This window comes from Microtetraspora malaysiensis (assembly GCF_050947145.1).
Taxonomy (GTDB): domain Bacteria; phylum Actinomycetota; class Actinomycetes; order Streptosporangiales; family Streptosporangiaceae; genus Microtetraspora_A; species Microtetraspora_A malaysiensis.
Genome location: NZ_CP191998.1, coordinates 8,522,739 through 8,549,313, shown reverse-complemented (window position 1 = coordinate 8,549,313; position 26,575 = coordinate 8,522,739). Strand labels below are relative to the sequence as shown.

The 26,575-nt window shown below is 71.9% G+C and carries 23 protein-coding genes and 1 pseudogene; 13 read left to right on the top strand and 11 right to left on the bottom strand.

Translation table 11 applies throughout. From position 1 onward, the window contains the following. Positions 1 to 235: 235 nt before the first annotated feature. Positions 236 to 1,441: an exodeoxyribonuclease VII large subunit gene (gene xseA / locus ACQP1V_RS39895; RefSeq protein ID WP_387409204.1), complete on the bottom strand. Its 1,206-nt coding sequence runs from the start codon at positions 1,439 to 1,441 to the stop codon at positions 236 to 238. Beyond that, positions 1,442 to 2,362 (bottom strand): hypothetical protein, encoded by a 921-nt coding sequence (locus tag ACQP1V_RS39890; protein ID WP_433416310.1) that lies wholly within the window; start codon positions 2,360 to 2,362, stop codon positions 1,442 to 1,444. Positions 2,363 to 2,439: 77 nt separating this feature from the next. Between ACQP1V_RS39890 and ACQP1V_RS39885 the strand changes: the two genes are divergently transcribed. Beyond that, on the top strand, positions 2,440 to 3,411 hold the full coding sequence (locus ACQP1V_RS39885) for a 4-hydroxy-3-methylbut-2-enyl diphosphate reductase (RefSeq protein WP_067135477.1): 972 nt from the start codon (positions 2,440 to 2,442) through the stop codon (positions 3,409 to 3,411). A gap of 90 nt (positions 3,412 to 3,501) precedes the next feature. Here ACQP1V_RS39885 and ACQP1V_RS39880 read toward each other — a convergent pair whose 3' ends face one another. Genes ACQP1V_RS39880 through ACQP1V_RS39870 form a run of 3 tightly spaced genes read right to left on the bottom strand, consistent with a single transcriptional unit; the run spans position 3,502 to position 5,052 of the window. Next, complete coding sequence (locus ACQP1V_RS39880) at positions 3,502 to 4,332, bottom strand: GNAT family N-acetyltransferase (RefSeq protein ID WP_433416307.1); 831 nt, start codon at positions 4,330 to 4,332, stop codon at positions 3,502 to 3,504. 57 nt (positions 4,333 to 4,389) lie between these two features. Further along, complete coding sequence (locus ACQP1V_RS39875) at positions 4,390 to 4,659, bottom strand: hypothetical protein (RefSeq protein ID WP_433416304.1); 270 nt, start codon at positions 4,657 to 4,659, stop codon at positions 4,390 to 4,392. 51 nt (positions 4,660 to 4,710) lie between these two features. Further along, entirely contained in the window at positions 4,711 to 5,052 is a 342-nt protein-coding gene (locus tag ACQP1V_RS39870) for a twin-arginine translocase TatA/TatE family subunit (RefSeq protein WP_433416301.1), read from the bottom strand. Positions 5,053 to 5,187: 135 nt separating this feature from the next. Between ACQP1V_RS39870 and ACQP1V_RS39865 the strand changes: the two genes are divergently transcribed. Then, on the top strand, positions 5,188 to 6,687 hold the full coding sequence (locus ACQP1V_RS39865; RefSeq protein ID WP_433416298.1) for an LCP family protein: 1,500 nt from the start codon (positions 5,188 to 5,190) through the stop codon (positions 6,685 to 6,687). A gap of 26 nt (positions 6,688 to 6,713) precedes the next feature. Here the strand turns inward: ACQP1V_RS39865 and mgtA are convergent, their stop codons facing one another. From mgtA to ACQP1V_RS39845, 4 genes are all read right to left on the bottom strand, one after another. Beyond that, positions 6,714 to 9,431, bottom strand: coding sequence for a magnesium-translocating P-type ATPase (mgtA, locus tag ACQP1V_RS39860; RefSeq protein WP_433416295.1), 2,718 nt, complete (start codon positions 9,429 to 9,431; stop codon positions 6,714 to 6,716). After that, positions 9,415 to 9,744, bottom strand: a complete 330-nt coding sequence (locus ACQP1V_RS39855; RefSeq protein WP_387409211.1) for an ArsR/SmtB family transcription factor — start codon at positions 9,742 to 9,744, stop codon at positions 9,415 to 9,417. The genes mgtA and ACQP1V_RS39855 overlap by 17 nt, the downstream gene beginning before the upstream one ends. A 164-nt stretch (positions 9,745 to 9,908) precedes the next feature. After that, positions 9,909 to 10,406 carry a DUF6542 domain-containing protein gene (locus ACQP1V_RS39850; RefSeq protein WP_433416292.1) on the bottom strand — a complete coding sequence of 166 codons (498 nt, stop codon included), beginning with the start codon at positions 10,404 to 10,406 and terminating at the stop codon, positions 9,909 to 9,911. Positions 10,407 to 10,417: 11 nt separating this feature from the next. Then, positions 10,418 to 11,698 (bottom strand): DNA recombination protein RmuC, encoded by a 1,281-nt coding sequence (locus tag ACQP1V_RS39845; RefSeq protein ID WP_433416289.1) that lies wholly within the window; start codon positions 11,696 to 11,698, stop codon positions 10,418 to 10,420. A gap of 159 nt (positions 11,699 to 11,857) precedes the next feature. Between ACQP1V_RS39845 and ACQP1V_RS39840 the strand changes: the two genes are divergently transcribed. From ACQP1V_RS39840 to ACQP1V_RS39790, 11 genes are all read left to right on the top strand, one after another. Continuing rightward, positions 11,858 to 12,601: a hypothetical protein gene (locus ACQP1V_RS39840; protein WP_433416284.1), complete on the top strand. Its 744-nt coding sequence runs from the start codon at positions 11,858 to 11,860 to the stop codon at positions 12,599 to 12,601. Positions 12,602 to 12,612: 11 nt separating this feature from the next. Further along, the gene (gene ychF / locus ACQP1V_RS39835; protein WP_433416279.1) at positions 12,613 to 13,701 is read left to right on the top strand and encodes a redox-regulated ATPase YchF; all 1,089 of its coding nucleotides are present in this window, start codon (positions 12,613 to 12,615) and stop codon (positions 13,699 to 13,701) included. Between the two features lie 301 nt (positions 13,702 to 14,002). Continuing rightward, entirely contained in the window at positions 14,003 to 15,010 is a 1,008-nt protein-coding gene (locus ACQP1V_RS39830) for a conjugal transfer protein (RefSeq protein WP_433416276.1), read from the top strand. A gap of 48 nt (positions 15,011 to 15,058) precedes the next feature. Then, positions 15,059 to 15,337 (top strand): hypothetical protein, encoded by a 279-nt coding sequence (locus ACQP1V_RS39825; RefSeq protein WP_067135495.1) that lies wholly within the window; start codon positions 15,059 to 15,061, stop codon positions 15,335 to 15,337. A gap of 21 nt (positions 15,338 to 15,358) precedes the next feature. Further along, on the top strand, positions 15,359 to 18,022 hold the full coding sequence (locus ACQP1V_RS39820; RefSeq protein WP_433416273.1) for a TcpE family conjugal transfer membrane protein: 2,664 nt from the start codon (positions 15,359 to 15,361) through the stop codon (positions 18,020 to 18,022). 37 nt (positions 18,023 to 18,059) lie between these two features. Continuing rightward, positions 18,060 to 20,537 carry an ATP-binding protein gene (locus ACQP1V_RS39815; RefSeq protein WP_433416270.1) on the top strand — a complete coding sequence of 826 codons (2,478 nt, stop codon included), beginning with the start codon at positions 18,060 to 18,062 and terminating at the stop codon, positions 20,535 to 20,537. After that, on the top strand, positions 20,534 to 22,819 hold the full coding sequence (locus ACQP1V_RS39810; protein WP_433416267.1) for a type IV secretion system protein: 2,286 nt from the start codon (positions 20,534 to 20,536) through the stop codon (positions 22,817 to 22,819). The genes ACQP1V_RS39815 and ACQP1V_RS39810 overlap by 4 nt, the downstream gene beginning before the upstream one ends. A 2-nt stretch (positions 22,820 to 22,821) precedes the next feature. Then, positions 22,822 to 23,466 carry a hypothetical protein gene (locus ACQP1V_RS39805; protein WP_387409219.1) on the top strand — a complete coding sequence of 215 codons (645 nt, stop codon included), beginning with the start codon at positions 22,822 to 22,824 and terminating at the stop codon, positions 23,464 to 23,466. After that, the gene (locus tag ACQP1V_RS39800; RefSeq protein WP_387409220.1) at positions 23,463 to 24,554 is read left to right on the top strand and encodes an NlpC/P60 family protein; all 1,092 of its coding nucleotides are present in this window, start codon (positions 23,463 to 23,465) and stop codon (positions 24,552 to 24,554) included. The genes ACQP1V_RS39805 and ACQP1V_RS39800 overlap by 4 nt, the downstream gene beginning before the upstream one ends. Before the next feature lie 5 nt (positions 24,555 to 24,559). Continuing rightward, a complete protein-coding gene (locus ACQP1V_RS39795) occupies positions 24,560 to 24,952 on the top strand; it encodes a (deoxy)nucleoside triphosphate pyrophosphohydrolase (protein ID WP_433416264.1) in 393 nt (130 codons plus the stop codon). Between the two features lie 73 nt (positions 24,953 to 25,025). Next, positions 25,026 to 26,021, top strand: coding sequence for a hypothetical protein (locus ACQP1V_RS39790; RefSeq protein WP_433416261.1), 996 nt, complete (start codon positions 25,026 to 25,028; stop codon positions 26,019 to 26,021). A gap of 253 nt (positions 26,022 to 26,274) precedes the next feature. Here ACQP1V_RS39790 and ACQP1V_RS39785 read toward each other — a convergent pair whose 3' ends face one another. Together ACQP1V_RS39785 and ACQP1V_RS39780 are read right to left on the bottom strand one after the other, a co-directional pair. Further along, complete coding sequence (locus ACQP1V_RS39785; RefSeq protein WP_433426151.1) at positions 26,275 to 26,448, bottom strand: hypothetical protein; 174 nt, start codon at positions 26,446 to 26,448, stop codon at positions 26,275 to 26,277. Positions 26,449 to 26,494: 46 nt separating this feature from the next. Then, a pseudogene (locus ACQP1V_RS39780) lies at positions 26,495 to 26,563 on the bottom strand (FAD-dependent monooxygenase); the annotation flags it as partial. Positions 26,564 to 26,575: the final 12 nt, after the last annotated feature.

The following is a 26,575-nucleotide window of genomic DNA, read 5'->3' as shown; positions in this document are numbered from 1 at the left end:
TTCGTTGAGCGCTAGGTCGTGTCTGACAAATCAAGCCCTGCTGCGCGCGGCCCAGACGGCGCCTCGCTGCGTTGACGCCCCACCCGCGGAAAGTCCTCGCAGGCTCGGACTTTCCGCGGGGCCCGGGATTGTCGGCCGTAGGCTCCGCTACGGCCTCCTCCTCCGCCTTGCGATGCATCCGTCTGGATCCGCGCTCGCTACGGGCAGCATTTGTCAGACACTCCCTAACTGGGTCTCACGTGGACGTCGCCGTCACCCCGACCCGGTCGTCGGGGAAACGGATCGTCAGCTCGTCGCCGGGCTTGACCTCGCCCGCGAGCCGTACGACCTCTCCGGAGGGGCGCTGCACGATCGCGTAGCCCCGCTCCATCGTCGCCGCCGGGGACAGCGCGACGAGGCGGGCACGCAGGTGTTCGAGCGAGTCGGCCGAGCGGTCCAGGGAGGAACCCAGGCAGCGCCGGGCCCGCTCGCGCAGCGCGTCCACCTGCTCCGCCCGGCGGTCGAGCTCGCGTACGGGGTCCGCCAGGGAGGGCCGGGACTGGACCGAGCGCAACCAGGAGATCTCCCGGTCGAGCCAGCCGCCCAGCACGCGCCGGCCGCGATCTCTGAGCTGGCGTACCAGCGCGAGCTGCTCGCCGACGTCCGGCACCACCTTCTTGGCGGCGTCCGTGGGGGTGGAGGCGCGTACGTCCGCCACGAGGTCGATCAGCGGGCTGTCCTGCTCGTGCCCGATCGCGCTCACGACGGGCGTACGGCAGGCCGCGACGGCACGCACCAGGGACTCGTCCGAGAACGGCAGCAGGTCCTCCAGGGAGCCGCCGCCGCGCGTGACGATGATCACGTCGACCTCGCGGTCCGCGTCCAGCTTGCGCAGCGCTTCGGTGACCTCGCCCACGGCGTACTGCCCCTGCACCGCCACCGGCTCCACCTTGAACCGCACGGCGGGCCAGCGGCGGCGGGCGTTCTCGATGACGTCGCGCTCGGCGGCCGAGTCCCGGCCGCAGACGAGCCCGATCGTCGAGGGGAGAAAGGGCAGCCGCCGCTTGCGGTCGGCGTTCGTGAGCCCCTCGGCGACGATGAGCCGGCGCAGCCGTTCCAGCCGGGCCAGCAGCTCGCCGACGCCGACCGGCCGGATCTCCATCGCGGTGAAGGCGAAAGACCCCTTGTTCACCCAGAAGTCCGGCTTGACGTGCACGACGACCCGCGCCCCGTCCACGGGCCGGGGGAGGCTCGCCTCGTACACGGCTCGCGTGCAGGTCACCCGGGCCGAGACGTTGGCCACCGGGTCACGGAGGGTGAGGAAGACGGTTCCTCCTCGGGCGGTCAGCTCGGTGATCTGCCCTTCGACCCAGACGGTGCCCAGCCGGTTGATCCACTGCGCCACCATCTGGAGCACCGAGCGGATCGGAAGCGGCTCCTCGGGAGAGGTCTTCGCGCTCACTCAGGACTCGGCTTCGATCTTGGCCAGGCGCGTCTCGTACATGCGGACCACGTCGTCGCGGTTGGTCGTCCCCTTCTCGTACGCGATCAGCTCGCGCATCTGGTCGGCGGACTTGCCGCGCATCCGGGCGCGCAGCGACGCGAGGGACAGCCCGGCGTACCCGGGGTACGGCTCGGCGCCGCCCTCGTGCGCCACGCCCTCCGCGGCTGCAGTGGCGGCCGCCTTCTTCTTCGCGCGCGGCTTGGGCGCCGCGGGCTCGGCCTCCGCCGCGGCCTCGGCGGCCTTCTTCGGGCGCGGCTTCGCGGGCGCGCGCTTCGCGGCGGGCTTGGCGGCCTCGGGCTTCGGCTTCTCCACGGGCTTGGCGGGCGCGGCGGCCTTGGGAGCCGCGGCGGGCTTCTCAGGGGCGGGCTCGGCCGCGGGAGCAGCGGCCGGCTTCTCGGCGGCGGGGGCCTCCGGGGTACGGGCCTTCTCCGGCGCGGGCTTCTCGGCCACCTTCTCGACAGGCTTCTCAGCGGGCTTCTCAGCGGGCTTCTCGACCGCCGGGGCCTCCCACTCCGCCTTCTCGGCGGGGGCCGGGGAAACGCGCTCCTCCGCGGGCGCGGAGCCGTCGGGCTCGGGCGCCCCCTTCGCGGACGGGCGCGGAGCGAAGATGACCGGCTCACGGCGGGCGGGGCGCTCCTCCTCCGCGGCGGGCTCCTCCGCCGTGGTCGCCGGGGCCTCCTCACCCTCGGACGTGGTGATCCGCTTTATCGTGGAACGGACCTGGTCCCCGATCAGAAGGGCCTGTCCCACCCCGCTGATGGTGGTCTGCAACGCGGTCGCGGGCAGGTCCTTGGCCTTGTCCTTCAGCTCGTCCTTGAGCTCATCACCCCTTCTGAAGAGGCTACGGAGAGGCTTGGTGAGTGCTCTGAAGAGGGACATCGCAGCTCCAGCGGAGTCGTTTTCGGATGATGCGGGAGAGGTCAAGAGGCGGCTGACGCTCCACATAGCATAGGAACATGGAGCCATATACCCCCGCCCGTCGTGTCCTGGTTGCCAAGCCGCGCGGCTATTGTGCGGGAGTGGACCGCGCTGTCGAGGCGGTGGAGAAGGCGCTTGACCAGTACGGAGCGCCCATCTACGTACGCAAGCAGATCGTCCACAACACTCACGTGGTCCGGACTCTGGAGGCGCGCGGCGCGATCTTCGTCGAAGAGACGGAGGAGGTGCCGGAGGGCGCGATCGTGGTGTTCTCAGCCCACGGCGTGGCCCCCAGCGTCCACGACGAGGCCGCCGCGCGGCAGCTCCGCACCGTCGACGCGACCTGCCCGCTCGTCACGAAGGTGCACAACGAGGCCAAGCGTTTCGCCGCCAAGGACTACGACATCCTGCTCATCGGCCACGAGGGCCACGAGGAGGTCGAGGGCACGGCGGGTGAGGCTCCCGAGCACATCCAGCTCGTCGACGGCCTCGACGGGGTGGACCAGGTCTCCGTACGCGACCCGAACCGCGTCGTCTGGCTGTCGCAGACCACCTTGTCCGTCGACGAGACCACCGAGACGGTCTCCCGGCTGCGCGAGCGCTTCCCGAACCTGATCGACCCGCCGAGCGACGACATCTGCTACGCCACCTCGAACCGGCAGGCGGCGGTCAAGCAGATCGCGGCGGAGTCGCAGCTCGTCATCGTCGTGGGCTCGGGCAACTCGTCCAACTCCAAGCGGCTGGTCGAGGTGGCCAAGGACTACGGCGCCGCCGCGTCCTACCTGGTGGACGACGCCTCCTTCATCCAGGACGAGTGGCTCGACGGCGTCGGCACGGTCGGCGTCACCAGCGGCGCCTCGGTTCCCGAGGAGCTGGTCGATGGCGTGCTGCGCAGGCTCGCCGAGCACGGTTTCACCGATGTCGAAGAGGTTGAGACGGTGAAGGAGAGCATGCGGTTCGCCCTTCCGCACGAGCTCCGGCGGGATCTGCGCGCTTCCTCGGCGTCGTAACTCCCGGCCGGGTCTCCTCTGCCCCGCCCACATGGGCGGGGCTTTCCTTTTGCGGCGGTCGGGTCGGCCGCCCGCGCTCGGCCCTTCACTTCAGGGCCGAGAAGCTGACGGGGCGACCGCGAACTCGGTGAACCGGCCGCACGTCGCGAATCCGAGGCGGCGGTAGACGGGCTCACCGTCCGAGGACGCCTGCAGGACCGCGGTGCGGCAGCCCTCGTCGTACGCGGTGTGCAGGGTGGCCAGGGTGACGGCGCCGCCGTAGCCGCGCCGGCGGTCGGTCGCGAGCGTCGCGATGTTGTAGATCCCGGCGACCCCCGCGTGCAGGAAGACCTCGGCCGAGCAGACCGGGCGGCCGCTCACGTAGCCGACCAGGTACCGGGCGGGGCAGCCGGGCGCGAGGGCCCACTCGGCGGCGTCGGCGAAGAACCGGCGCACCGTGGCGGCCGGAGGGTCCCAGTTCGCGGCCAGGACCGTCGCGTAGTCGGCGAGTTGCTTCGGAGTCGTCACCGGGCGGATGTCCAGGCCGTCGGCGTGCGGCGTCGGCAGGTCGGCGTGTAGGTCCCTCCACATGCCCGTCTCGGTCTCGGACGCCTCCAGACCGGCGCTCCTCAGGAGCGAGCCGAGGTCCGATGGTGTGGACGCGGGGCCGACCCACCAGGAGAAGCGGCGACCCGTCGCGGTCAGCGCGCGTACGGTCGCCTCCACGCGTGCGGGAGCGGCGTCCGGGGTGAAACGCGCCGCCGCGACGATGTTGAAAGTGTCGTCGTCAAGCCCGCTGTCGGCGATGAGGAGGTCGTCCGTCTCCGTGACGGTCGAGCCCTTCATGTGACGGTGCAGGTGACAGGCATGCTCGGCCAGATTCTGCTCTATCTTGACCAGCAGATCGGGATTGCTGGGAACGTGGTGTTTCGAGCCGTTCATGCAGGTCATCACATCATGTGGCCTTCTGGCGTGGGAGCCATTTCGGGAGGCCAGGCGTCACGGCGTATGGCTCGGAGCGGACGCGGGCACCTGCGGAGGAGTTTCCCGCACGGGCGCGCCGCAGCGGCGTTCCACAGGCGTGCGCTGCTCCTGGCTGCTGATCGTGGGCCGGGCGGCGGGCCGCCCGTCCGAGCACGCGAAGATGTTCGGCGTGGCCGGGCCCAGGAGGCTGTAGACCTCAAGCACCGACACCAGCGCCCACAGCAGCATGGCGGCCGACCGGCGTGCCCCCCGGCCGGTCCCCCTGGCTCCCGGCCGGGTCAGCATCGCGATCTCCTCGCGGGAGGCCGTTCGGTGACGGGCGGGGCGACCCGCGATCTACTGGTCGTCATCGGCCCGCGACGGCCCGCCCTCAGCGCTTGTACGGCCCGGCCCGGCGGCGGCCGTCGCCGTCGCCGTCGCCGGAGCCGCTTCGCGTGCCGCGACGGCGGGCGCCGGGGCCGCGTGCGGAGTCACGGGAGATGCCGCCGGGGTCAGGGCGCTCGCCGCGTCCGTGATCGTGACCTCGGCCCCGAGGGTGACGGTCTCGTTCTTGAAGATGCGCAGCGACCTGCCCAGCGCGCGGGCGGTCTCCGGCAGCTTCTTGGAGCCGAACAGCAGAATCAACACGAGTCCCAGGGCCAGCAGGTGTCCGGGCTCCAGACCGTTGCGCAGGAACATCGCACCCTCATCTCCCTTCTCCGCGCAGCGACACGCGATCTGGCGATCTGATCTCGCGCGCCAAGTTTGCTAGATTGCGCAACTATACAAGTGGGCGATCGCTCTGTGGTCGTCCTCCCCAGCAGGAGCACATTCATGAGGGCATCCACCACGACCGACCCGCGACGGCCCACTGAGCGCCCGCGCGGCGCCGGAGGGATGCTGCGCGGGCGTCGCATCCTGCTGGTCGCCGTCATCACGGCGGTGTCGCTGGTCGGCGCCCTCGCCCTGGGGGCCGGCTGGGTGTACTCGCGACTCGAGGGGAGCATCACCACCTTCGACGCGAAGGGGATCGACCGCCGCCGGCCGGCGCGGACCTTCGCCGGGCAGAACATTCTCGTCATCGGTTCGGACTCGCGTTCGGGAAAGAACAGCAGGTACGGCGGGGGCAAGGGAGACGTCGGACGCTCCGACACGGCGTTCCTGCTGCACGTCTACGCCGACAGGAAGCACGCGATCGCCGTGTCGATCCCGCGCGACACCCTCCTGGACGTCCCCCGGTGCCGGTTGCCCGACGGGACGTGGAGCCGGCCGCAGCACAATGTCATGTTCAACTCGGCGTTCACCGTGGGGCTCACCGCCGCGGGCAACCCCGCCTGCACCCAGAACACCATGGAGAAGCTCAGCGGCCTGCACGTGGACCACACCGTCGTCGTCGACTTCCAGGGCTTCGCCGCGATGACGAAGGCGGTCGGCGGCGTCCCCGTCTGCCTGCCCAAGGACGTCTACGAGGGCGACCTGAACCCCAACCTGGGCATGCGCGGCAAGCTGCTGTTCACCAAGGGACGGCAGGTGGTGTCCGGCCAGCGGGCCCTCGACTACGTGCGCGTCCGCCACGGCATCGGCGACAGCTCCGACATCGGCCGCATCCGGCGGCAGCAGGCCTTCATGTCCAGTCTGCTGAAGAAAGTGCGGGCCCAGGGCCTCAACCCGACCACCCTGCTCCCGCTCGTGGAGGCGGCCGCGCGGTCGATGACCTTCGACCCCGGCCTCGGGTCGGCCGACAAGCTGCTGTCGTTCGGGCTGTCGCTGCGGGACATCGACCTGCGGAACACCAGGTTCGTCACCCTGCCCTGGCGCTACCAGGGGGCGCGGGTCGCGATCGTCCAGGACGAGGCGGACGCCCTGTGGGCGGCGCTCAAGGCGGACCGGACGATCGACGGCGTGGACGCCGGCGGCCGGGCCCGGCGGTCCGGCTCACCGTCCCCGCGTCCGGCGGCGACGGTCTCGGGCGAGGGGATCAGCGTCTCCGTCTACAACGGCACCACGGTCTCCGGCCTCGCCGCCCGCGCGGCCGACCGGTTGACGGCGGCCGGGTTCACCGTCACCCGCGTCGCGACCGCGGACGCACAGACGCGCACGACCACCCTGATCAGGTACGGTCCCGGCTTGGCGATCCAGGCCCGGACGGTCGGCCGCATGTTCCACGGCGCGCGGTTCCAGCGGAGCTCCGAGCCCGGGATCACGGTCATCCTGGGCACCGAGTACGCGAACGCGCCCGATCCGAGCGCCTCCCTGCCCGCGCCCCTGCCGACGAGCGTGGCAACGGCCAGGTCCGCCGCCGACGACATCTGCTCCGACCTCTCGTACGGCTGAGCCGCGCCCCACCGAAACGGGGCAGGTCACGTACGGTCGCCGTGGCGGCGGTCGAACCACGCCTTGGCCGCCAGCAGGGCGGCGCCGTAGACGACCACGACGCCGACGAGCATCAGGTAGCAGGAGGCCGGGAGCGCCGTCATGCCCAGTGGGGCCGCGAGCGGCGAGAGCGGCAGCAGCACGCCCACGGCGACGAGGAAGCACGCGGCCACCATGAGCGGGACGGGGACCCGCCTGCGCCCGCGCAGCACCAGCATCGCCACGGCCTGCGTGAGGAGGTTCTCGACGAACCACCCGGCGTGGAAGGCGGCCTGGCCGCTCGCCTGGCCGGACAACGGGACCGCCGACACCAGCACGGCGAAGGTCGTCAGGTCGGCGAGCGCGTTGAGCGGGCCGAAGACGGCGATGAAGCGCAGCAGGCCGCGCGGCCGGAGCCGGGACGGACGCCGCATCGCACCTCGGCCCGGCCGGTCGAACGCGTACGCGAGCTGGGCGGCGTCGAAGCACAGGTTCTGGGTCAGGACCTGGATCGGCAGCATCGGCAGGAACGGCAGGAGCAGCCCGGCCGCGAGCATCGCGATGACGTTGCCGACGTTGGAGGACAGCACGACGCGCAGGTAGGTGACGATGTTGCCCGTGCTGCGGCGCCCGGCGGCGATCGCGTGGTCGATGGCGGTGAGGTCCTTGGCCGTCAGCACCACGTCGGCGGTCTGCCGGGTCACGTCGGCGGCGTCGCTCGGGCACATCCCGACGTCGGCGGCGCGCAGCGCGGGCAGGTCGTTGACGCCGTCGCCGAGGAATCCGGTCGTGTGCCCCGCCGCGCGCAGCGCCGCGACGACGCGCGCCTTGTGCTCGGGAGCGCAGCGCGCGAAGACGGTGGCGCGCGCGGCGAGCTCGGCCACGGCGGCGTCGTCGAGGCCGTCGAGCTGGTCGGCGGTCACGACGGCGCCCGCGCCGAGGCCGAGATCCGGGCCGAGATCGAGGCCGAGGTCCCGGCAGACACGGGCGGCCGTACCCGGGTGGTCGCCGGTCAGGATCTTGACCTCGACGCCGCGCCCGGCGAGTTCGGCGAGCGCGTCCCCGGCCTGCGGCGCGAGCGCGTCGCGCAGCCCGACGAAGCCGACGAAGGTCAGGTCGTGCTCGTCGCGCGGGCCGTACGGACCGGGGCGGGCGGGCCGGTCGGCGAGGGCGACGGCGAGCACGCGCAGCCCGTCGGCCGCCATCGTCCCGGCGGAGCGCAGCAGCCGCTCCCGGGCGTCGGCGTCGAGTTCGCCGTCCATCTCCCCGTCGGGACCGGCGGCGCGTACGAGCGTGCAGCGGTCGAGCACGTCCTCGACGGCGCCCTTGACCACCAGGGTGTGCACCCCGAGACGGCCCGGACGCTGGACGACGGCGCAGGAGCTGCGCCGGGCGGGGTCGAAGGGGAGCGCCGCGATGCCGTCGGACGCGGGCGGCCCCGGGTCGAGCCGCTCCGCCGCGTCCATGATCGCCTCGTCCAGGGCGTCCGGGCAGGGGAGGTCGGCGAGCTGGATCGTCCACAGGCTGTTGACGGCCGCCCAGCGCAGCACTTCCGGATCGGGCCGTCCGCCCGGATCGAGCGAGCGGTCGAGCACCGGCAGATCCCGGGTGAGGGTGCCGGTCTTGTCGATGCACAGGACGTCCACCGCGCCGAGGTCGTGCAGCGCGGGGAACCGCCGCACCATCACCCCGTGGTCGCGCGCGAGCACGGCGGAGCCGCGGGCCAGCGCCGTGGTGACGATCACGGGCAGCATCTCGGGCGTCAGCCCGACCGCCACCGCCACGGCGAACGGCAGCGCCTCCAGCCCGCGTCCGCGCAGCGCCGCGTCCGCCAGCAGCGCGGCGGGCGGGATCAGCAGCATGAACCGGATGAGCAACCAGGAGATGCCGTTCACCGAGCGGTCGAACGAGGACGGCCGGCGCCTGCTCGCGCTCACCTGATGCGCCCCGGCGAACATGGTCCCGGCGCCGGTCGCCACGACGACGCCCGTGCCGGTGCCGGCCACCACGCCGGTGCCCTGGAAGCACAGCTGCGGCCGTTCGAACAGCTCTGAGCCCGACGCCGGGCCAGTGAACGGGCCGCCCGGCGCGTCCACGGGATGCTTGGCGACGGGGCCGGACTCGCCGGTGAGGGCCGCCTGGTGCACGGTGAGCCCGTTCGAGCGCAGCAGCAGCACGTCGGCGGGCACGAGGTCGCCCGGGCCGAGCCGGATCACGTCGCCCGGCACCAGTTCGCCGACCGGGATCTCCCGGTACAGCGGCGCCGAGGTCGCGCCTGTCCGGCGCCGCACCGTCGCGGTGGTGGCGATCAGGTCGCGCAGCGCGGCGATGGACCGGTCGGCGCGGTACTCCCCGCTCGAGCGCAGCAGGCTGCTCACCACCACCAGCAGCACGGTCACGCACGCGGTCCCCCAGGAGGCGATCGCGGCGGACACCAGCCCGAGACCCAGCAGCACCATGGTGAACGGGTCGCGCAGGCTCCGGGCGATACGCCGCGGCCAGGTGGTGGGGGCCGGCTCGGGCAGCACGTTCTCGCCGCACCGCAGCAGCCGCTCCTCAGCCTGGGACTCCAGCAGGCCGCGCGGTCCGCTCCGCATCAGCCGCAGCGCCTCCAGCGGGGTGAGCCCGGCTACATCGGCGATGGAGACGTGTTCGGCGGGCCCGGCGTCCGTCTCCCGGACGTCGCGCGGGCCGGCGCCCGATACGGCCTCAGGCGCCCAGACCATGGACGCGCTCCGTCGCCCCCTCCTGGCCCGTCAGCCGTCCGACCAGCCAACGGACCAAGGTCACCACATTCTCGTCGCTGATCAGGTAGACGACCCGGCGCCCCTCGCGCCGCGAGCGCACCAGCCCGGCCAGCTTCAGCTTGGTCAGGTGCTGGCTGACCGCGGGCAGCGCGCCGCCCACGCTCTCGGCCAGCGCGGTCACGTCGCGCTCGCCCTGCGCCAGGACCCAGACGATCTGCAGACGCGCGGGCGAGGCCAGCAGGCCGAAGGTCGCGGCGGCCTCGGCCAGCACCTCGGCCGACGGTTCCGCCACGTCGCCGATCGTCGCCACTGTCGCCCTCCCGCTCACCGCCTGAAACCTTCAACGGCCCTCCTGCCGGCGATGCCGGGAAAGGGCGCACGTCGTTCGCTCACCGTAGCCGCACATCCGACCTTTCACGACGGCCCGTCCCGGTCGCCGCGTACGGACCGGGTCGCTCAGTCGCGGGCCTCGCCGTACACGCGGGGCTCGAAGTAGCCCTCGGGCTCGGGGTCGAAGGCGGGCTCCTCGCCCTGGCGGGGACGCGGCACCTCGGCTCGGGTGGCCAGATCCTGCCGGAGTTCGCGCACGTTCTGGGGGAGGCCGCGCCACCAGGCGATCGCGAGCACGATCGCCGACCCGGCGAACATCCACGGCGCCGCGGACGACAGCGAGGTGAACAGCCCGAGCCCGAGCGCCTGGAGCATCGAGGCAGCGCGCAGCGACCGGAAGAACTCGACGAACGCGGCCGTCGCGAAGAAGACCAGCGGTGGCGTGACCACGAGGGGGAGCAGGTCGCGCGGCTGGACCAGCAGCGCGGCCGCGACGCAACCCACGACGAAAACCGGTCCGGGGCTGAAGATCTGGCCGAGCAGCGTGAGCACGAGGAGCATGGCGACGGCGCCCCTGGCCGTCAGCCGCAGCCTCACCCGACCGGTCTGATCGGTGCCTCTCATCGTGTCCCCCTTTACGACGAGTCTCGCGCCAACTTACCGTTCTGGACCGGGCCAGGAGAGGCGCTTACGCGCTCTTCGTCCCCCAGTTCCGGAACGGCGGGCAGGCGGGGCGGCTCCTCGACGAGGGCCGGGCCGTCCAGTGACTTGTCCGTGATGCCGAGATCGTTCATCTTCCTCGCACTCACCAGCACCCGGCTCTCCAGCGAGCCGACCGTCCTGTTGTACGCGGTGACCGTCTTGGACAGGGCGCGCCCGAGGCCGTCGACGTGCCGGCTGAGGCCGCCGAGCCGGTCGTACAGCTCCTTGCCCAGGTCGAAGACCGCCCGCGCGTTCTCGCTGAGCGCGGCCTGCTGCCAGGCATAGTGGGCGGTGCGCAGCATCGTGATCAGGGTGGTCGGGGTGGCGATGTGGACCCGCCTGTGCATCGCGTACTCCAGCAGCCCGGGGTCGCGTTCGAGCGCCGGGGCGAGGAACGCCTCCCCGGGGATGAACAGGACCATGAACTCCGGCGCGGGGCTGAACGCCTGCCAGTACGCCTTGGCGGCCAGCCGGTCCACGTGCTCACGCAGGTGGCGGGCGTGGGCGTCCAGCCGCGCCGAGGTCAGGTCCGGTTCGCCCGCCTCCGCCGCCTCCAGGTACGCCGCGAGCGAGACCTTGGAGTCCACGATGATGTTCTTGCCGCCGCTGAGCCGTACGACCATGTCGGGGCGGACCGGCCCGTCCGGGGTGTCCGCGCTGACCTGCTCGTCGAAGTCGCAGAAACGGGCCATCCCGGCGATCTCCGCGACCCGGCGGAGCTGCAGCTCGCCCCAGCGGCCACGGGCCTCCGGCCGCTGCAGCGCGCGGACCAGCGCCGACGTCTGGCTCCTGAGCTGCTCGGAGCTCTGCCGTACGAACTCCATCTGCTTGCCGAGCTCGGCGCGGGCGGCGCGGGCGCCGAGCTCGCTCTCCCTGAGCTGGTTCTGGACCTTCGCGAGTGTCTCGTTGAGCGGGCCGATCAGGTTCTCCACGGCCTGCCTGCGCTGGTCGAGGTCCCCGGTCGCCTCGGCCCTCGTCGTGTTCAGCCGGTGCTCGGCGAGTTCGAGGAAACGCAGGTTGTTGACGTCGAGCGCGCGGGCGCTGAGGGCCTGGAACCGCTCCGCGAGCTGGCCTTCGACGTAGGCGACCTTGTCCTCCGCGGCCCGCCTTCGCGCCTCGGCCTCGGAGATTCTGGCCCGGGCCAGCAGGAACCCGATCAGGAGCCCCACGGCTACACCAACGGCGAGCTGGAGGACGAGCGCCACGACATCCACGGTTCGGGATGATCCCAGGCAATCCGGTTCCGGAGGGGGAGGCGCGCGGGCGCCCTTCCCACGACGACACGCGGGGGAGCGGGGGTCAGGCGGCGCACCCCCCCGCCCGGGCGTCCCGTTCGGCTTGTGCGAACGGCGAACATCACCCAAAGTCGTCATGTGACTACGTACGGCTTGCGCTCCCAGATGGCCGGGATAACGGCCGGGGTGGTGATCGTGCTTGCCATCGGGCTGGGCGTGGTCGTCGTGACGGGCCGGGAGGCGTCCCTCGGGACCGCCGGCGCGCCGCTGACGTGGACCGAGGGCGCGTGCGTGCTGCGGACCGGCACGCGGGTCGGGCTGGTGCTCTGCGAGCGGGCCACCGGTCGCGTCGTCGCGATCAACGACAGCCCGCCCCGCTGTCCTGCCGACACCGACGAGTTCGTCTCCCTGGGCTCCGGCCGTACGGCCTGCGTACGGAACGTGGGCGGACGCCATCCCGGAGACCCGGGGAACGGCGGCGGCGTGCTGCGGACCGGCGACTGCGTGGCCGTGCGCGGCGGGGAGCGGCCGTGCGCCGGCGGCGACTGGTACGGCCAGGTGATCGGCGTCGTCGAGTCGGCCCGCAGGTGCCCGTTGGGGACGGTCGAGGCGCTTCCCCTCAAAGGGGGCGACGTCGCCTGTCTGGGCAAGGGCGGCCGGGTGGTCGCGGCGGGGGACTGCGTCGAGCGGCCCGAGCTGCCCACCTCATCCCGCCTGCTGGTGAAGGTCCCGTGCGCGTCCGATCGGGTCTGGGCGAAGATCACCGGCAGGGTGGAAGCGCCGGGCCGGTGCGCCGAGGGATCCGACCACTATCTCCGGTCCCTGCGCGGGACCGAGGTGATCTGCCTGTCTGGTGTCGGAGCAACCCGCGACGGCCCGTAAACTCGGCCTACGTGAGCCTGAGCATCGGGATCGTCGGCCTGCCCAACGTCGGCAAGTCCACCCTCTTCAACGCGCTGACCAAGAGCGGCAACGCCCTGGCGGCGAACTACCCGTTCGCCACCATCGAGCCCAACGTGGGCATCGTCGGCGTGCCCGACCCGCGGCTGGCCAAGCTGGCCGAGATCTACGGCTCGGCGCGCATCCTGCCGGCGAAGGTCGAGTTCGTCGACATCGCCGGTCTGGTCAAGGGGGCGTCCGAGGGGCAGGGGCGGGGCAACCAGTTCCTCGCCAACATCCGCGAGACCGACGCGATCTGCCAGGTGATCCGGGTGTTCTCCGACCCCGACGTCACTCACGTCGACGGCGACGTCGCGCCCGAGCGTGACATCGAGACGATCAACACCGAGCTGATCCTCGCCGACCTGCAGACCCTCGAGAAGGCGCTGCCCCGCCTCCAGAAGGAGGCCAGGACCAACAAGGACCGCAAGGCCCAGCTCGACGCCGTCGAGGCCGCCGCCAGGCTGCTCGACTCCGGCACGACCCTGTACGCGGGGGCCAAGGCGGCGGGCATCGACATCGCCGACCTGCGCGAACTGCACCTCCTCACCGCCAAGCCGTTCCTGTACGTCTTCAACCTCGACGCCGACGAGCTGGTGGACGAGGGGCTGCGGGCCCGGCTGTCGGCGATCGTCGCCCCGGCCGAGGCCGTCTTCCTGGACGCCAAGATCGAGTCCGAGCTGGTCGAGCTGCCGGACGAGGAGGCGCTGGAGCTGCTGCAGTCCGTCGGCCAGGAGGAGTCCGGGCTGGCCCAGCTCGCCCGCGTCGGCTTCGAGACGCTCGGGCTGCAGACCTACCTGACCGCCGGGCCGAAGGAGACCCGCGCCTGGACGATCCGTAAGGGCGCCACCGCGCCCGAGGCCGCCGGTGTCATCCACACCGACTTCCAGCGCGGCTTCATCAAGGCCGAGGTCATCTCGTTCGCCGACCTGGTCGAGGCCGGGTCGATGGCCGCGGCGCGTGCCGCCGGCAAGGCCAGGATCGAGGGCAAGGACTACGTCATGCGCGACGGCGACGTGGTCGAGTTCCGCTTCAACGTCTGATCGCCGCCCGATCGCCGACCCGCCACGTCTCTGAGCTGCGAGGACAGCAATACGTGGCGGTTAGGTAATCGATGAAGCCGCTGGCCAGGCGTAACGTGCTTTTCCGGCGCAACGGATGGGCATGGGGCGCGGGCCCGCGCAGAGACCCGGTTTGCTCGGTCGCGGCGATGCTTGCACCATGGGCGTGGCTTTCCTGGAAGAATTGGCCCGACCGCTAGGGTGAAAACTTCAATGCGGATAACCGGATCGAGAGTAAGACGATACCGCGCCAGCCGGGGGGATCGGCGCGAGCGGAGGCGTGATGACTCGCAGGTCAACCGTCCAGCCGGATCCTCGGATCGCTGGCGACCCCGAGTCGTACCCTCCGCAGGGCCCTGAACGGGTGGTGGACACGCACGGGAAGGCCCGTGGGCGCGGGGGTTGGAGTGGCGGTGGGGGCCGCTGGCTCGTCTGGACCGGCCGCGCCGTCCTGTGGGCACTGATCATCGTCATCGTCGTCAACGGTGTGCGCGCGCCGTTCGAGCGGTTCACCCAGGGGGACACGGTGGCCGGGGCGACTCCCGAGCCCAGCGATTCGGGATTCCCCATGACACAAGCCGCGGCTTTTGCCAATCAGTTCGCGGCGGTCTATCTGAATTTCGACGCGTCTAATCCGCAACAAAGAGTGGATCGGCTGAAGCCATTTCTGCCCCAGGGAGCGCAGGAGCAATTCGGCTGGAATGGGTACGGCCGGATGTCCGCCGGAGCCTTCCAATTTACCGGGATAAATGTGCGCGACGCCAACAATGCCGTCGTCACCGTGACATATCAGGCAGGCAGCAGGCGCGGGCTTCTCTCGGTGCCGATCTACTACGACGGGTCGAAGTTCGTCGTGTCCGAGCGGCCGGGGCTGCTGCCGGACTCCGGCCCGGCGGGGCTCCCGGCGGTGGCCGACCCCGACCGCGACTCCGCGACCGAGACCGAGCTGCGTCCCCAGCTTGAGGGGTTCTTCAAGGCGTACGCCGCGGGCGACCAGGTGGACCTGCAGCGTTACGTCGCCAACGGTGTGACCGTCGAGGGCTTCGACGGGGCGCTCACGCTCGCCCAGCTCAAGGATGTCGTGGTCCCCGTGGGCGAGGGGAGCACCCGGGAGGTCACCGCCGTCGTCGTGTGGGCCGTGTCGTCGGGTTCGGGCACCGCCACCCCGCGTACGGACGATCCGGCGACGCAGCCGGCCGGGCTGGAGCAGGCCTACCGGCTGACCGTGGAGAAGCAGGGCGGCAAATGGTTCGTCGAAGCAGTCCAGGGCGCGAGCCGCCCCGTGGGGTAGCGCATGACGGAACACGAGGCCGCTGATCCATACCCCGGGAGGGCGTGAATGTTTCTGAAGACCATCGTGGAGATCGCGTTCGATCCATCGGCTCCACCCGCCACCGGGATCGACACCGAAGGCCTGGCGGACTTCCTGCGCAAGTTCTTCGCGCCGCTCTTCCTGGTCGTCGTCTCCGTCGTGGCGATCTTCTTCCTCTTCACTCGAGAGATCACCAGATTCATGCAGTTCATCATTCTGGCGATCGCGATCGGCGTGATCTTCTACGTGCCCAACATCATCGAGGTGACAGCGAAGGCGATCGCGGGGGCGCTCGGCATCAAGTGATCAGGCAGAGAGGAGGATCGGGTGGATCTGCCCACGTATACCAATATTTGGCGAATTGAGAAGCGGCTCTACAAGCTGTACGACCTGAAGCTGCCGACACCGCTTCCCATCGTCTGGATCGGTGTGTTCGTGGGCGTCCTCGTCCCCTGGTGGACGTTCCTTCTCCTCGTCGGGCTTCCCTTCGACGCGCCGTGGCACGTGGTCTACCTGGTTCCTCCCGGGATAGTCACCTGGCTCTCGACCCGGCCCGTCATCGAGGGGAAGCGGCTCACCGAGCTGCTCCAGTCGCAGGTGCGCTACCTCGCCGAACCGCGTACCTGGTGCCGGATGGCACCGGCCAGCGAGCCGGACGAGATCACCCTCACGGTGCGGGTCTGGCGCTCCGCCCCCGCGAACAAGGGCCGGGGCGCCGGACGACAGCGCCGAGCCGCCGCCCCCACCGTGCGGCCCGCCGTCGCCGCCGCGGCCAAGGGGGCGGTCGCGGTGCCCGCCGTCGCCGAGCCGCTGCCCCTGCCGGGTGCCGCCTCCGCGACTGCGTCGGCGAGGGCGACCTCCGCCCCCGCCCCCGTCGGGAAGGGGACGGCGGACGCCGGCGCCGGCGCCGGGAGCACCCTTATCAGGAACGACGGCACACCGGCCAGGAGCGAGCGGGCGCCCTCCCGAACCGACGCCGGGTACGGCGCGCCCGCGGTGCCGCGCATCGGCCCCGATGCGCTGCGCAAGCTCCGCAGGCTGGCCGCCTCCGCGCAGGACGGCTCGGGGGAGCGCCGGGTCGCGGCACGGGCCGTGGGCCTGCCCGGCCTGGCGGAGCCCGGAACGCCCGCGCGCGACGAGCGCGGCGCCGCGCCGGGAGGCGAGGAGGCGCTCCGCCTGCCGCGGAAGGTCTGGTCCTCGGCCGAGGCCCCGGAGCCGGATCCCGCGACAGCGGCCCACCGCGCCGATCCGGTCGGCGTCGCCCGTCCGGAGGTGGAAGTCGCCGAGGCGGAGCGAGCCGCCGAGGCGGCGGCCCTCGCGGCCGACAAGGCCGCCGAGGTGGAAAAGGCCGCCGAACCGGAAAAGGCCGCCGAACCGGAAAAGGCCGCCGAACCGGAAAAGGCCGCCGAGGCGGCCGTGGCCGCTGGAGCGGATGGGGCCGCTCCGGCGGAGGTCCCGCCCGCCGAACAGCTCGCACAAGACCGGCCCCGGCACGCCCGGCCCGATTCCCCGCAGGAGGAGGCGCGGGAGGTCGTGCCCGAGCCGCCGAGACACGCGCGGCCGGATTCGGCCCCGGAGGAGGCAGGTGAGTCCGCGGCCGAGCCGCTGCGGCCCGCCAAGGCGGAAGCGGCCGAGGAGCCGGGACGGATCGCCCCTGGCCACCCGGACGTCGCCGTCGCCGAGTCGTCGCACGCTGAGCCGTCGCACGTCCAGCCATCGCTTGCGGAGCAGCTCGTCCGAGGCGCCCACCCGGCCGACGGGGAGACCGGCGGGACTCCGCCGGTCCGCCCGCTTCGCGAGGTCGCGAGCGCCGCTGCGACCTCGACGGAGGAGCCGGCCCGCGAGGTCGTACGGCCGCTGCCGCGGGTCCCCCCGGAGGAGACGCGGCCGGGACGGCCAGCACACGAGCCGGTGGCGGAGACCCCGAGAGGGGGCGGAGCCGCAGAGCACGCCGGGGAAGCCGTCCCGCCGGTACGCGAGCCGGTCCACGAACCCACTGGGCAGCCAGCCCACGAATCCACCGGGCGGCCGGTCCAGCCCGCCGACCCGCCCGCGGTGCCCGTCTCGATCCGCGCCGCCGCGCAGGGCGACGAGCCGAAGGTGCGCCGGGTCGAGTCGGTCGTCGGCCGGGACGCCTCCGGAGGGTGGCGCAGGATCGCGCAGGTCGTCGTGGGTGGCGGCGGAGGCCGTACCGACGGCATGGAGATCGACGTGGCGCGGGCCCGCACCGTGCTCACCGGGAGCAGGCGGATCCTGGTCCTCGGCTGCACCGGCGGCGCGGGACAGACGACGACGACCGTCATGCTCGGTCACACCTTCGCCAAACACCGCGACGACCGGATCGTCGCGCTCGACGCGAGCACCGGCGAGCACACCCTCACCACCCGCATCGCGGCGGAGTCACCCGAGACGCTCAGCTCCCTGCTCGCCGGATCGGGAGGGGTGAGCGGCTACCTCGGGATGCGCGCGTACACGACCCGGTGCGACTCGGGGCTGGAGGTCGTCGGCGCGGACGCCGACGCCGGTGCCGTCCAGCGGCTGGAGAGCGGGTGGCCGCGGATGCTCGCCGCGCTGGACCGCCACTACCGGCTGATCGTCGTGGACCCGGCCGCGGCGCTGGCCGCGCGGCTCCTGCCGTACGCGGACCAGCTGGTGCTGGTGGCGCCGGCCAGCGAGGACGCGCCCGACGCGGTGGCCATGACGTACGAGTGGCTGGACGGGCACGGCTGCTCGGACCTGCGGCGCCGGGCCGTCATGGTGGTCAACGGCGTGAGCAGGCGCAGCGCCTCCGACGTGGAGCAGGCCGAGGCGGTGGCCAGGGGACGCTGCCGGGCGATCGTCCGCATCCCCTGGGAGGACGAGCTCTCCCGGCAGGGGCCGGTCGATCCGGCCCGGCTCCGGCCGGGGGGCCGCAGGGCGTACGTGGCCCTCGCGGGAGTGATCGCGAGCGGCCTGGCGGCGAACCAGCACAAGCAGGAGGTGGCCAGGTGAGCGGTCCGCGGAGTGAGCGGGAAGGGGGGAGCGACCGGTGACCAGGACGCGCAGCCGGCTCGCGGTGCGGTACTTCGACGATCGAGTCCTGCTCACCGACACCGCGGCATGGGCGTATTTCCGGCTTCCGACGGTGAGCTACGAGTTCGTCACCCCGGAGGAGCGCGAGGCGCTGGCCACGAACATCACCATCGCGCTCGCGGCGATCAGAATGCCTGACGCGGAGGTGCACCTGCGGATCGCGCACCGGACCTATCCGGCGGCGGAGTGGGCGATGGCCCTGAACGCCACCTCGGACGAGGGGCCGGGCTGGCGCGACTACCTGGAGGAGATGTACCGGCACGTCTGGGCGAAGGATTTCTGGAGCAAGGAGATCTATCTCGGTGTGCGGCTTGGCCGGCGAGGGGCCCAGCTCGGCACCGGGGTGCTGGCCCAGTTGTTCGGCTTCTACCAGCGCAGCGAGAAGGCGCTCGGCATCGAGGACGACCACGTGCCCGAGCGCGAGATCGAGCGGTGGACCGAGCAGGCCGAGCGGCTCGGGCGCGCGCTCGCCTCCAGTTCCCTTTACGCCAGGCACGCCAACTCGACGGAGGTCGCCTGGTTGTTCCAGCACGCGGTGTCGGGCGCGCTCGGCGACCCGCCGCCGTCCGCGGCGCCGCGCCGCAGGTGGGGCAAGGGCGAGATCGAGTCCCTGGTCGAGGGCCAGATCCACAACGGCCGCTCGCTGCTGCGGATCGAGCAGCCGACGGGCGACTCGTTCACCGCACACCTGTCGTTCGCGCGGTTCCCCGACCTGATGCCGTTCCCGGACGGCGAGCCGTGGATACACTTCGCCGACCAGTTGCCGTTCCCGGTGGAGATCTCCAGCAGGATGCGGCTGATCTCTCCGGTGATGGCGAGCAAGGACGTGGCCAGGAAGCTGGCCCACGCCCGCGACATGGACATCCACATCCGTGAGGCGGGCGCAGAGGCCCCGCTCGCGCTGGCCGAGCAGATCGACGCCGCCCGGATGCTCGAACACGGCATCACCAAGGAGCGGCTGCCCTTCGTGTACGGCTGGCACCGGCTGAGCGTGAGCGCCCCCACGGAGGAGATCTGCGTCCAGCGGGTCGAGGCGATCGTCGAGCACTACCGCGACCTCGGCATCGACGTGGTGAACTCCACCGGCGACCAGTTCTCGCTCTTCTGCGAGGCGCTGCCCGGCGAGAAGGTGCGGGTCAACGCGTACGCGCAGCGCCAGCCGCTGCGGACGATCGCGGGCGGCATGGCGACCGCGACGGTCGATCTCGGCGACCGGGTGGACGAGTCGGGAGCGGGCTGGCACGGGCCGTACATCGGGGAGACGCTGGGGCGGGCGCGCAGCATCGTCCAGTTCGACCCGCTGGTCGCGGCGACCCGGAACCGCCCGACGGCCATCGCGATCACCGGCGAGCCGGGCGGCGGCAAGACGACGCTGGCGCTGCTGCTGATGTACCAGATGGCGCTGCGCGGCGTCACGGTCGCGGTCATCGACCCGAAGGGCGACGCCGAGTCGCTGGTGCGCCTGTTGGAGGACCGCGGCCGCCAGGCGCGGATCATCCCCCTCGGGGCGGCGGCGCCCGGCCTGCTCGACCCGTTCTCCTTCGGCGACGACATCGCGGCGAAGAAGACGATGGCGACGGAGACGCTCCGGCTGCTGCTGCCGCGCATGTCCGAGGAGCGCGAGTCGGCGATGATCCAGGCGGTCGCGGCGATCTCGAACCAGCCGGATCCGTCGCTGGGCAAGGTCGTCGACCATCTGGAGCGCTCGGAGGACCCGGCCTCGAAGAACCTCGGGGCCGTGCTGCGGTCGATGTCCGAGATGCACCTGGCGCAGCTCTGCTTCGACCCCTCGGGCGGCGACCAGATCGACACCGAGGGCTGGACGACGGTCTTCACCCTGGACGGGCTGACCCTCCCCGACGTGGCGACGCCCCGCGACGACTACTCGTACGAGCAGCGGCTCTCGGTGGCCCTGCTGTACCTGGTCTCGCAGTTCGCCCGGCGGCTGATGAACGGCCTGGACCGGCGCACGCCGAAGGCCATCTTCCTGGACGAGGCGTGGGCGATCACCTCCACGCCCGAGGGAGCCAAGCTGGTGCCCGAGGTGTCGCGAATGGGCCGATCCCGCAACACGGCGCTCGTCCTGGTCTCGCAGAACGCCGGTGACCTGCTGAACGAGCAGGTCACCAACTGTCTCTCGTCGGTGTTCGCGTTCCGCTCCACGGAGCGGGTGGAGGTCGGGCACGTGATGGAACTTCTCGGGGTCGAGCCGTCGGAGGAGCACAAGGCGGTGCTGCGGTCCCTGGGCAACGGAGAGTGCGTCTTCCGGGATCTGGACGGGCGGGCGGGGCGGATAGGGGTGGACCTTATCTCCGATGAGCTGCTCCGCTGGCTGGATACGAATCCGACCCACGACAAACCGCACGAGAAAAGGCATGATCTTCTTGGCGGGGGCGCCGACAAACAGGGGGTCGCGCAGGAGGTGCGGTCTTGAGAACGCGGGTGAACGGTCGCGCTCGCTCTGGTCGTAGACGCAGGGTCGCCCTGCTCCTTGTGGTCGTCGCGGCGTTCCTGACGCTGCCCCTGGTGCTGTCCGGCACCGCCAGCGCGGCGGGCGTGTGCGACCTCTCGCCCGCCCTCGCCCCCGAGATCGTCGACGGCGGCGTGGACGGCCTGGTCAAGCCGCCGCCGCCGGACAGCGCCGCCACCGCGGCCGGCGGCGCGGCGACCGGCACCGGCGCGGGCGCCGCCCCCGCCGAGCAGGCCGCCCTCACCAACTACGGCCGGTACGGCATGGCCGGCCAGTTCTGGCACACGTACGACCTGGGCTGCTCCGACGTGACGGCCGTGCTGGGCAACTCCTGGGCGAACGCGATTTTCTCCTGGGCCAAGGCGATCGACCGGCTGACGATCAGCACCTACCAGGCGGCGGCCTCCGAGGGCCCGATCCAGCCCATCAAGAACGTGGTCGACGACATCGTCACCAACCTCGCCAACGCCATGTACTGGCCGTACCTGCGGCCGATCGTCATCCTCGGCGCGATCTGGCTCGCGTGGTACGGACTCATCCGCAAGCGGGCGACGACCACCACCGAGGGCGTCATCTGGATGGTCATCGCGGTGGTCGCGGCGGTGTGGTTCTTCAGCCGCCCCGGCGACTTCACCGGGCTCGGCAAGGTGGTGACCGACAAGACCGGTGAGATCGTCAACTCGGCCTTCTCCGGGTTGCCGGGGGCGGGGGGCGCGTCCTGCCTGCCCGCCAAGGAGGGCGGCGACGCCGAGACCGCGGCCGGCGGGTACGCCCAGCCGGGCACGCCGGGAGTGGACCAGAATGCCGACGCGCTCTGGTCCACACTTGTTTGCAAGCCCTGGCTGATGGGCGAGTTCGGCACCGCGGACCCGGACGCCCCGGTGGTGAAGACGTTCGGCGCCAAGCTGCTCAATATCCAGGCGATCGACCGCGCGGAGCAGGTGGCCCGGCAGATGCCCGGCACCGACGCCCACCAGAAGCGCTTCGAGGAGGAGGTCGCCAAGCCGCTGCAGACCACCTCGATGTACTTCCTCTTCCAGGGGAAGGACTGGACCAGCCGGCTCGGCATCGCGATCGGCGCGTTCGTCGCGGCGATGGTCGCGGGCCTGCTGATCTTCCTGGTGGCCGTATCCCTGCTGGCCCTCAAGATCGGCTTCCTGCTGCTGCTGATCCTCGGGCCGGTGTTCCTGTTGATCGGCGTCCATCCCGGCACGGGGCGGATCATCGCCATGCGCTGGGTGGAGATGGTCGTCGGCACGCTGCTCCGCCAGGCCGTGCTGGCGCTGGTGCTCGGCGTGCTCGTTTACGGCTACGCGCTGATCATCTCGACCAGCCTGCCGTGGGGCATGCAGATCCTGTTCATGGCCTTGATGACGATCGCGGTGTTCTTCTACCGGCGGCCGTTCCAGCACCTGTTCTCCTCGATGGACGGGCACACGTTCACCACGCGGATGCTCGGCGAGGCGGCCAGCGCGCCGACCCTCTCCCGCGCCGCGAACGCGTTGCCGCCGGTGGCGGCGAGCCGCGTCGGACGGTGGGGCCTGCGCAAGGCCGAGCCGATCATCGGCGCCGCCGCGATGGCGACCGGCGCGGGCACGGCGGCGGCGGTGGCCACCTCCTCGGTCGCGCAGGGCAAGGTACGCGGCGAGGAGGGTGCGCCCGGGACGATCCCGGCCGGCGTCCGGGCCGGGGCGCAGCCGGCGCCGCTGGAGACCGACGCGTCCGGCCCCGGGCGGCGCAAGACCACCACGATCCCGCGCCAGGGGTCGGCCCCACCGCTCAACCTCTCCGGCGTACGGCCCGCCACGCCCACGCGCGCGCCGTCCGGTTCGGGCTCGTCGGCCGGGTCGGGTTCCGGGCCGGGCTCGGGCGGCGGTTCCGGCGGCGGCTGGTTCAGCGGCCGCTCGGGCGGCTGGGCGTCGCGCCCGTCCCGTAGCGGTTCGGGGGGCCGCAGGTCGCTGTGGTCCGGCTCGTCGGGCGGCTCGTCCTCGCGCGGCGGCTCCGGCGGGTCGAGCCGATCGGGTGGATCGGGTGGATCGAGCCGGTCGAGCGGCTCGGCGCCCCGGTCCGGCTCCGGCGGACGGTCGTCGGGAGGGAGCATCTTCGGCGGCGGTTCGGGCTCCGGCGGCTCGCGTTCCTCCGACGCGCCCCCGCTGTGGCTGTCGAGCCGCGGCGAGAGTGGACGCAACCCCGGTGACGCGCCCGGTCCCTTCTGGGCGAGGCCCTCCGGCTCCGACAAGGAGTGACCATGAAGGGAAGGGACGGCCGGCGGGGGCTGGCCTTCGCCGGGGTCGTGGTCATCCTCGCCGTCGTCGGCGTCTATCTCACGTCGTCCGGGTCGTCGGGCGACGAGGCGTCCGAGCGGCCGCCGGGCACGTCCGAGCCGACCAGAACGCCGTTGCCCGGGGCCGCCCCGACCACGGTGCCGAGCCAGGTCGCCACCACGCCCGCGACCTTCGACATCTACTCCTACCTGCCGCTGTCGAAGGCCGAGCTGGGCGCGGCGGCCGATCTCGCCCGCCGGTTCACCGAGTCGTACGGGACGTTCCGGCACGACGAGGACCCGGCGGCGTTCGCGAAGCGGCTCGCGGGGTTCGCGACGGTCGAGTTCGGTGCGGACCTGACCCGCACGATGACCGCGCCCGCGCTGGTGAACCACAACCGGTCCGACGAGGTGGTGTCGCGCGGCACGGCGACCGTGCGCTCCATCCGCGACATGACGGCCAACATGGTCACGCTCGTGGTCGGCTCGGTCCAGCACGTCACCGCGAAGAGCGGCGAGAAGGAGCAGCGGGACGAGTTCGCGGTGACGGTCGTCAAGGTCGGCGCCGACTGGAGGGTGTACGACCTGCAGCCCGCGGACGCCGGTCAGGACGGGGACACGTCGCAGTGATACCGTCCAAGGCCCTTGCGGGGAGGTTCTCCTGGCGCGGGCTGGCCGTCGCCCTCGCGGTCCTCGTCCCGTTCACGCTCTTCGGGTCGATCATGCTGATGACGCCCTCGCCGTCCCTGCTCATCGGTGGGGGACTGGGCGGGGCGGACTGCGCCGAGGCCGCGACCGCCACCGACCTGTCCGAGTCGGCGCGCGAGGACATCCCCGCCGATTACCTGGAGCTGTACAAGAAGTTCGGCGCGCAGATCGGCGTGCAGTGGAACGTGCTCGCGGCGGTGGGCAAGCGGGAGACCGACCACGGCAGGTCCTCGCTTCCCGGCGTGAAGGACGGCACCAACTACGCCGGAGCCGCCGGCCCCATGCAGTTCCTGATCAGCACGTGGGGCGGCAAGCCCAGGATCAAGATGGGCACCGACTACAACGGGTACGCCTCGGACGGCGACGGCGACGGGTACGGCGACGTCTACGACCCCGCCGACGCGATCCTGGCCGCGGCCAAGATGCTCAAGCGCAACGGCGCCCCCGACGATCTCAGGCGGGCCATCTTCGTCTACAACCGCGCCGACTGGTACGTCGACCAGGTCCTGGCCATCGCCAAGCGGTACGCCGCCACGGGCGGGATCGACACGCCGAACCCCGCCTGCGACCTCGCCGAGGACGCCCCCGACGGCGTGGTGCAGAAGATCCTCGAGTACGCCCTGGCGCAGCGCGGCAAGCCGTACCGGTGGGGTGGGACCGGTCCGGACGCGTTCGACTGCTCCGGGATCATCTACATGGCCTACCGCAACGCGGGCCTGACGATCCCGCGCACGACCTTCGGCCAGTGGCCCTTCGGCCTACGGATCGAGCCGGGCAGTGAGCAGCCGGGCGACCTGGTGTTCTTCGACGCGGGACCGGGCACCGGGCCGGACCGGCCGGGACACGTCGGCATGATCGTCTCGCCCGGGAAGATGATCGAGGCCCGTTGCACCAGATGCGGCCCCATCAAAGTCACGACATATGCGGATCGCGGGAATGTGGTCGGGTTCACCCGTCCCCTCCAGAACGCGGATGTGCTGGAGCAATTGAAAAGCGCAGCTCTAACGTAAGGGGCATGGAGACCATCGTCGTCGGGGCAGCGATCATCGAGAACGGCCGACTCCTGGCCGCCCAGCGGGCCGACCCGCCCGAGCTGAAGGGCGGCTGGGAGTTCCCCGGAGGGAAGGTCGATCCCGGCGAGAGCGACCACGACGCGCTGGTCCGCGAATGCGCCGAGGAGCTCGGCGTCAAAATCGCGGTCGGGCGCCGGGTCGGCGGCGAATGGCCCCTGTCCAGCGGCTCGGTGCTGCGGGTCTGGGTCGCCACCATCGTGTCCGGCGTGCCCGAGCCCCTGGAGCATCTCGCGCTGCGGTGGCTGGGCCGGGAGGAGCTTTACGACGTTCCATGGCTTCCGGGCGACCTGCCGATTGTCCGGGCGGTTCAGAGATTGCTCAATGGTTCTTCGTGAGTTGTCTTTACTGTTCCTTTTGTCTGCGTAGAATTCCGCTTTAAGAAAGCGCGGGATGGCGACGGAGGCGGCAGTGAGCGGAAGCGCACGACTGAGGGCCGCCTTCTCTGCCCTGATCATCACGATTTCGGTGCTGGTCGCGGTCCCGGTCATCGCCGCCGCGGCGGACGACGACCGGGTCGAGCCGTGCGATGCCGGCCAGGTGTGCCCGCCCGAGGTCACGGTGACGATCACCGAGACGCCCGGCGGCGCCTCCCCGAGCGAGACGGGCAGCCCGGTGGTGACGCAGACGGTCACCGTGACGCCGACCCCGAGCACGACGCCCACCCACACGCCCACTCCGTCGCCGACACCGAACACGGTCGAGAGCACGACGGCCGAGCCGATCCCCGACGTCGTGGAAACGACGCAGGAGCCGCAGCAGGAGGAGCAGAAGCCGGAGGAGAATCCGCAGATCTCCCTGCCGGAGGCGTCGGACAGCCCCACCGGAGTGGTGGCGTCGCCGACCGACTTCGGCGACCCGGCCCCACAGGACGCGGCGTACGAGCTGCGCAACGCGACGCCGGAGTTCGACCAGGTCACGCTGAGCCACAAGCTGGCCATCCCGGCGGCGCTGCTCGTGCTGATCGCCCTGTTCGGCTGGCTCATCTTCGAGGGCAGGCTGCGGCGGATGGCGCACGCGGCGGCGGCGCGCAAGGGCGGCCCGGCGGCCGGGGCGGCGCCCGTGCCGGGAGCGGCGTACGCGCCGATGGTCGGCCTCGTGCCCGTCCCGGTGGCGTACCCGCCGGCCTACGGCTACCCCTACGCCGCCGAGCACCCGTACGGATATCCGCAGCAGGGCTACCCGCAGGGATACGCGCCCCAGCAGGCGTACGGCGCCCACCCGGCGTACGGGATGCCCCACGGGTACGGCGTGGCCCCGGGGTACGGCGTACCCGGGCAGCAGGCGGACGCCTGGAGCCTCGCCGTGAACGAGGCGGACCCGGCGGCGGCGCCCCGCCCGGACGCTTCGGGGAGCCCCGCTCCCGGCGCGCCCGAAGCCGGCGGAACCCCGGGCGCCAACCCGTAGGCCGGCTGACCGTTCCGTTCCGCCCATGAGGGCCCTCGGGGGTATAGGGCTCTGGCACGAATGCGGTGCTGGCGGAATGTGAGAGCTGGCGGGGTGATCTTGGTGTGTGTCGGAGATCTTGAAGACGCTGTTCCCGCCGATCAGTCTCTCCGTGCCACTCCGGCGGCAGGTCCGTCAGCAGCTGGGCCACTGAGCCTCCTGCGGGCTGTGGTCGAAGTCGATGCTGGATACGAGCCAGCGCATGGCCCTCCTCCTATGCGGTCCTGCGGGCGAAGTCGGGGGCGTGCTCGGGACGCGGGCCGTAGGCGATCAGTTTGGATGGGAACTTCTTGAAGGCGGGGAGGTGCCGTGCCAGGAAGACCAGCGGTCTGGGAGGGCGGGCACCTTTGCCGGCGAAGGCGGGGACGAACATGGTGCGGTGCAGCATGCGCTGGACGGTTTGGACGATGACGGTGGGCCTCCATCTGCCCGGCGCGGGCCAGCAGCAGGCCGAGCATCATGCCGGCGGGCCCGCCGCCTGCCACCACCACATCTGTCGTCATGAGGGCTCCATT

What these genes read in the sequence shown, in the direction of transcription:
- ACQP1V_RS39825 (WP_067135495.1), top strand. Translation starts at nt 15,059, where the DNA reads ATGTTTCTGAAGACCATCGTGGAGATCGCGTTCGATCCATCGGCTCCA.
- ACQP1V_RS39865 (WP_433416298.1), top strand. Translation starts at nt 5,188, where the DNA reads ATGAGGGCATCCACCACGACCGACCCGCGACGGCCCACTGAGCGCCCG.
- ACQP1V_RS39830 (WP_433416276.1), top strand. Translation starts at nt 14,003, where the DNA reads ATGACTCGCAGGTCAACCGTCCAGCCGGATCCTCGGATCGCTGGCGAC.
- ACQP1V_RS39850 (WP_433416292.1), bottom strand. Translation starts at nt 10,406, where the DNA reads ATGAGAGGCACCGATCAGACCGGTCGGGTGAGGCTGCGGCTGACGGCC.
- ACQP1V_RS39890 (WP_433416310.1), bottom strand. Translation starts at nt 2,362, where the DNA reads ATGTCCCTCTTCAGAGCACTCACCAAGCCTCTCCGTAGCCTCTTCAGA.
- ACQP1V_RS39795 (WP_433416264.1), top strand. Translation starts at nt 24,560, where the DNA reads ATGGAGACCATCGTCGTCGGGGCAGCGATCATCGAGAACGGCCGACTC.
- ACQP1V_RS39805 (WP_387409219.1), top strand. Translation starts at nt 22,822, where the DNA reads ATGAAGGGAAGGGACGGCCGGCGGGGGCTGGCCTTCGCCGGGGTCGTG.
- ACQP1V_RS39785 (WP_433426151.1), bottom strand. Translation starts at nt 26,448, where the DNA reads ATGCTGCACCGCACCATGTTCGTCCCCGCCTTCGCCGGCAAAGGTGCC.
- ACQP1V_RS39870 (WP_433416301.1), bottom strand. Translation starts at nt 5,052, where the DNA reads ATGTTCCTGCGCAACGGTCTGGAGCCCGGACACCTGCTGGCCCTGGGA.
- ACQP1V_RS39885 (WP_067135477.1), top strand. Translation starts at nt 2,440, where the DNA reads ATGGAGCCATATACCCCCGCCCGTCGTGTCCTGGTTGCCAAGCCGCGC.
- ACQP1V_RS39880 (WP_433416307.1), bottom strand. Translation starts at nt 4,332, where the DNA reads ATGAACGGCTCGAAACACCACGTTCCCAGCAATCCCGATCTGCTGGTC.
- mgtA (WP_433416295.1), bottom strand. Translation starts at nt 9,431, where the DNA reads ATGGTCTGGGCGCCTGAGGCCGTATCGGGCGCCGGCCCGCGCGACGTC.
- ACQP1V_RS39875 (WP_433416304.1), bottom strand. Translation starts at nt 4,659, where the DNA reads ATGCTGACCCGGCCGGGAGCCAGGGGGACCGGCCGGGGGGCACGCCGG.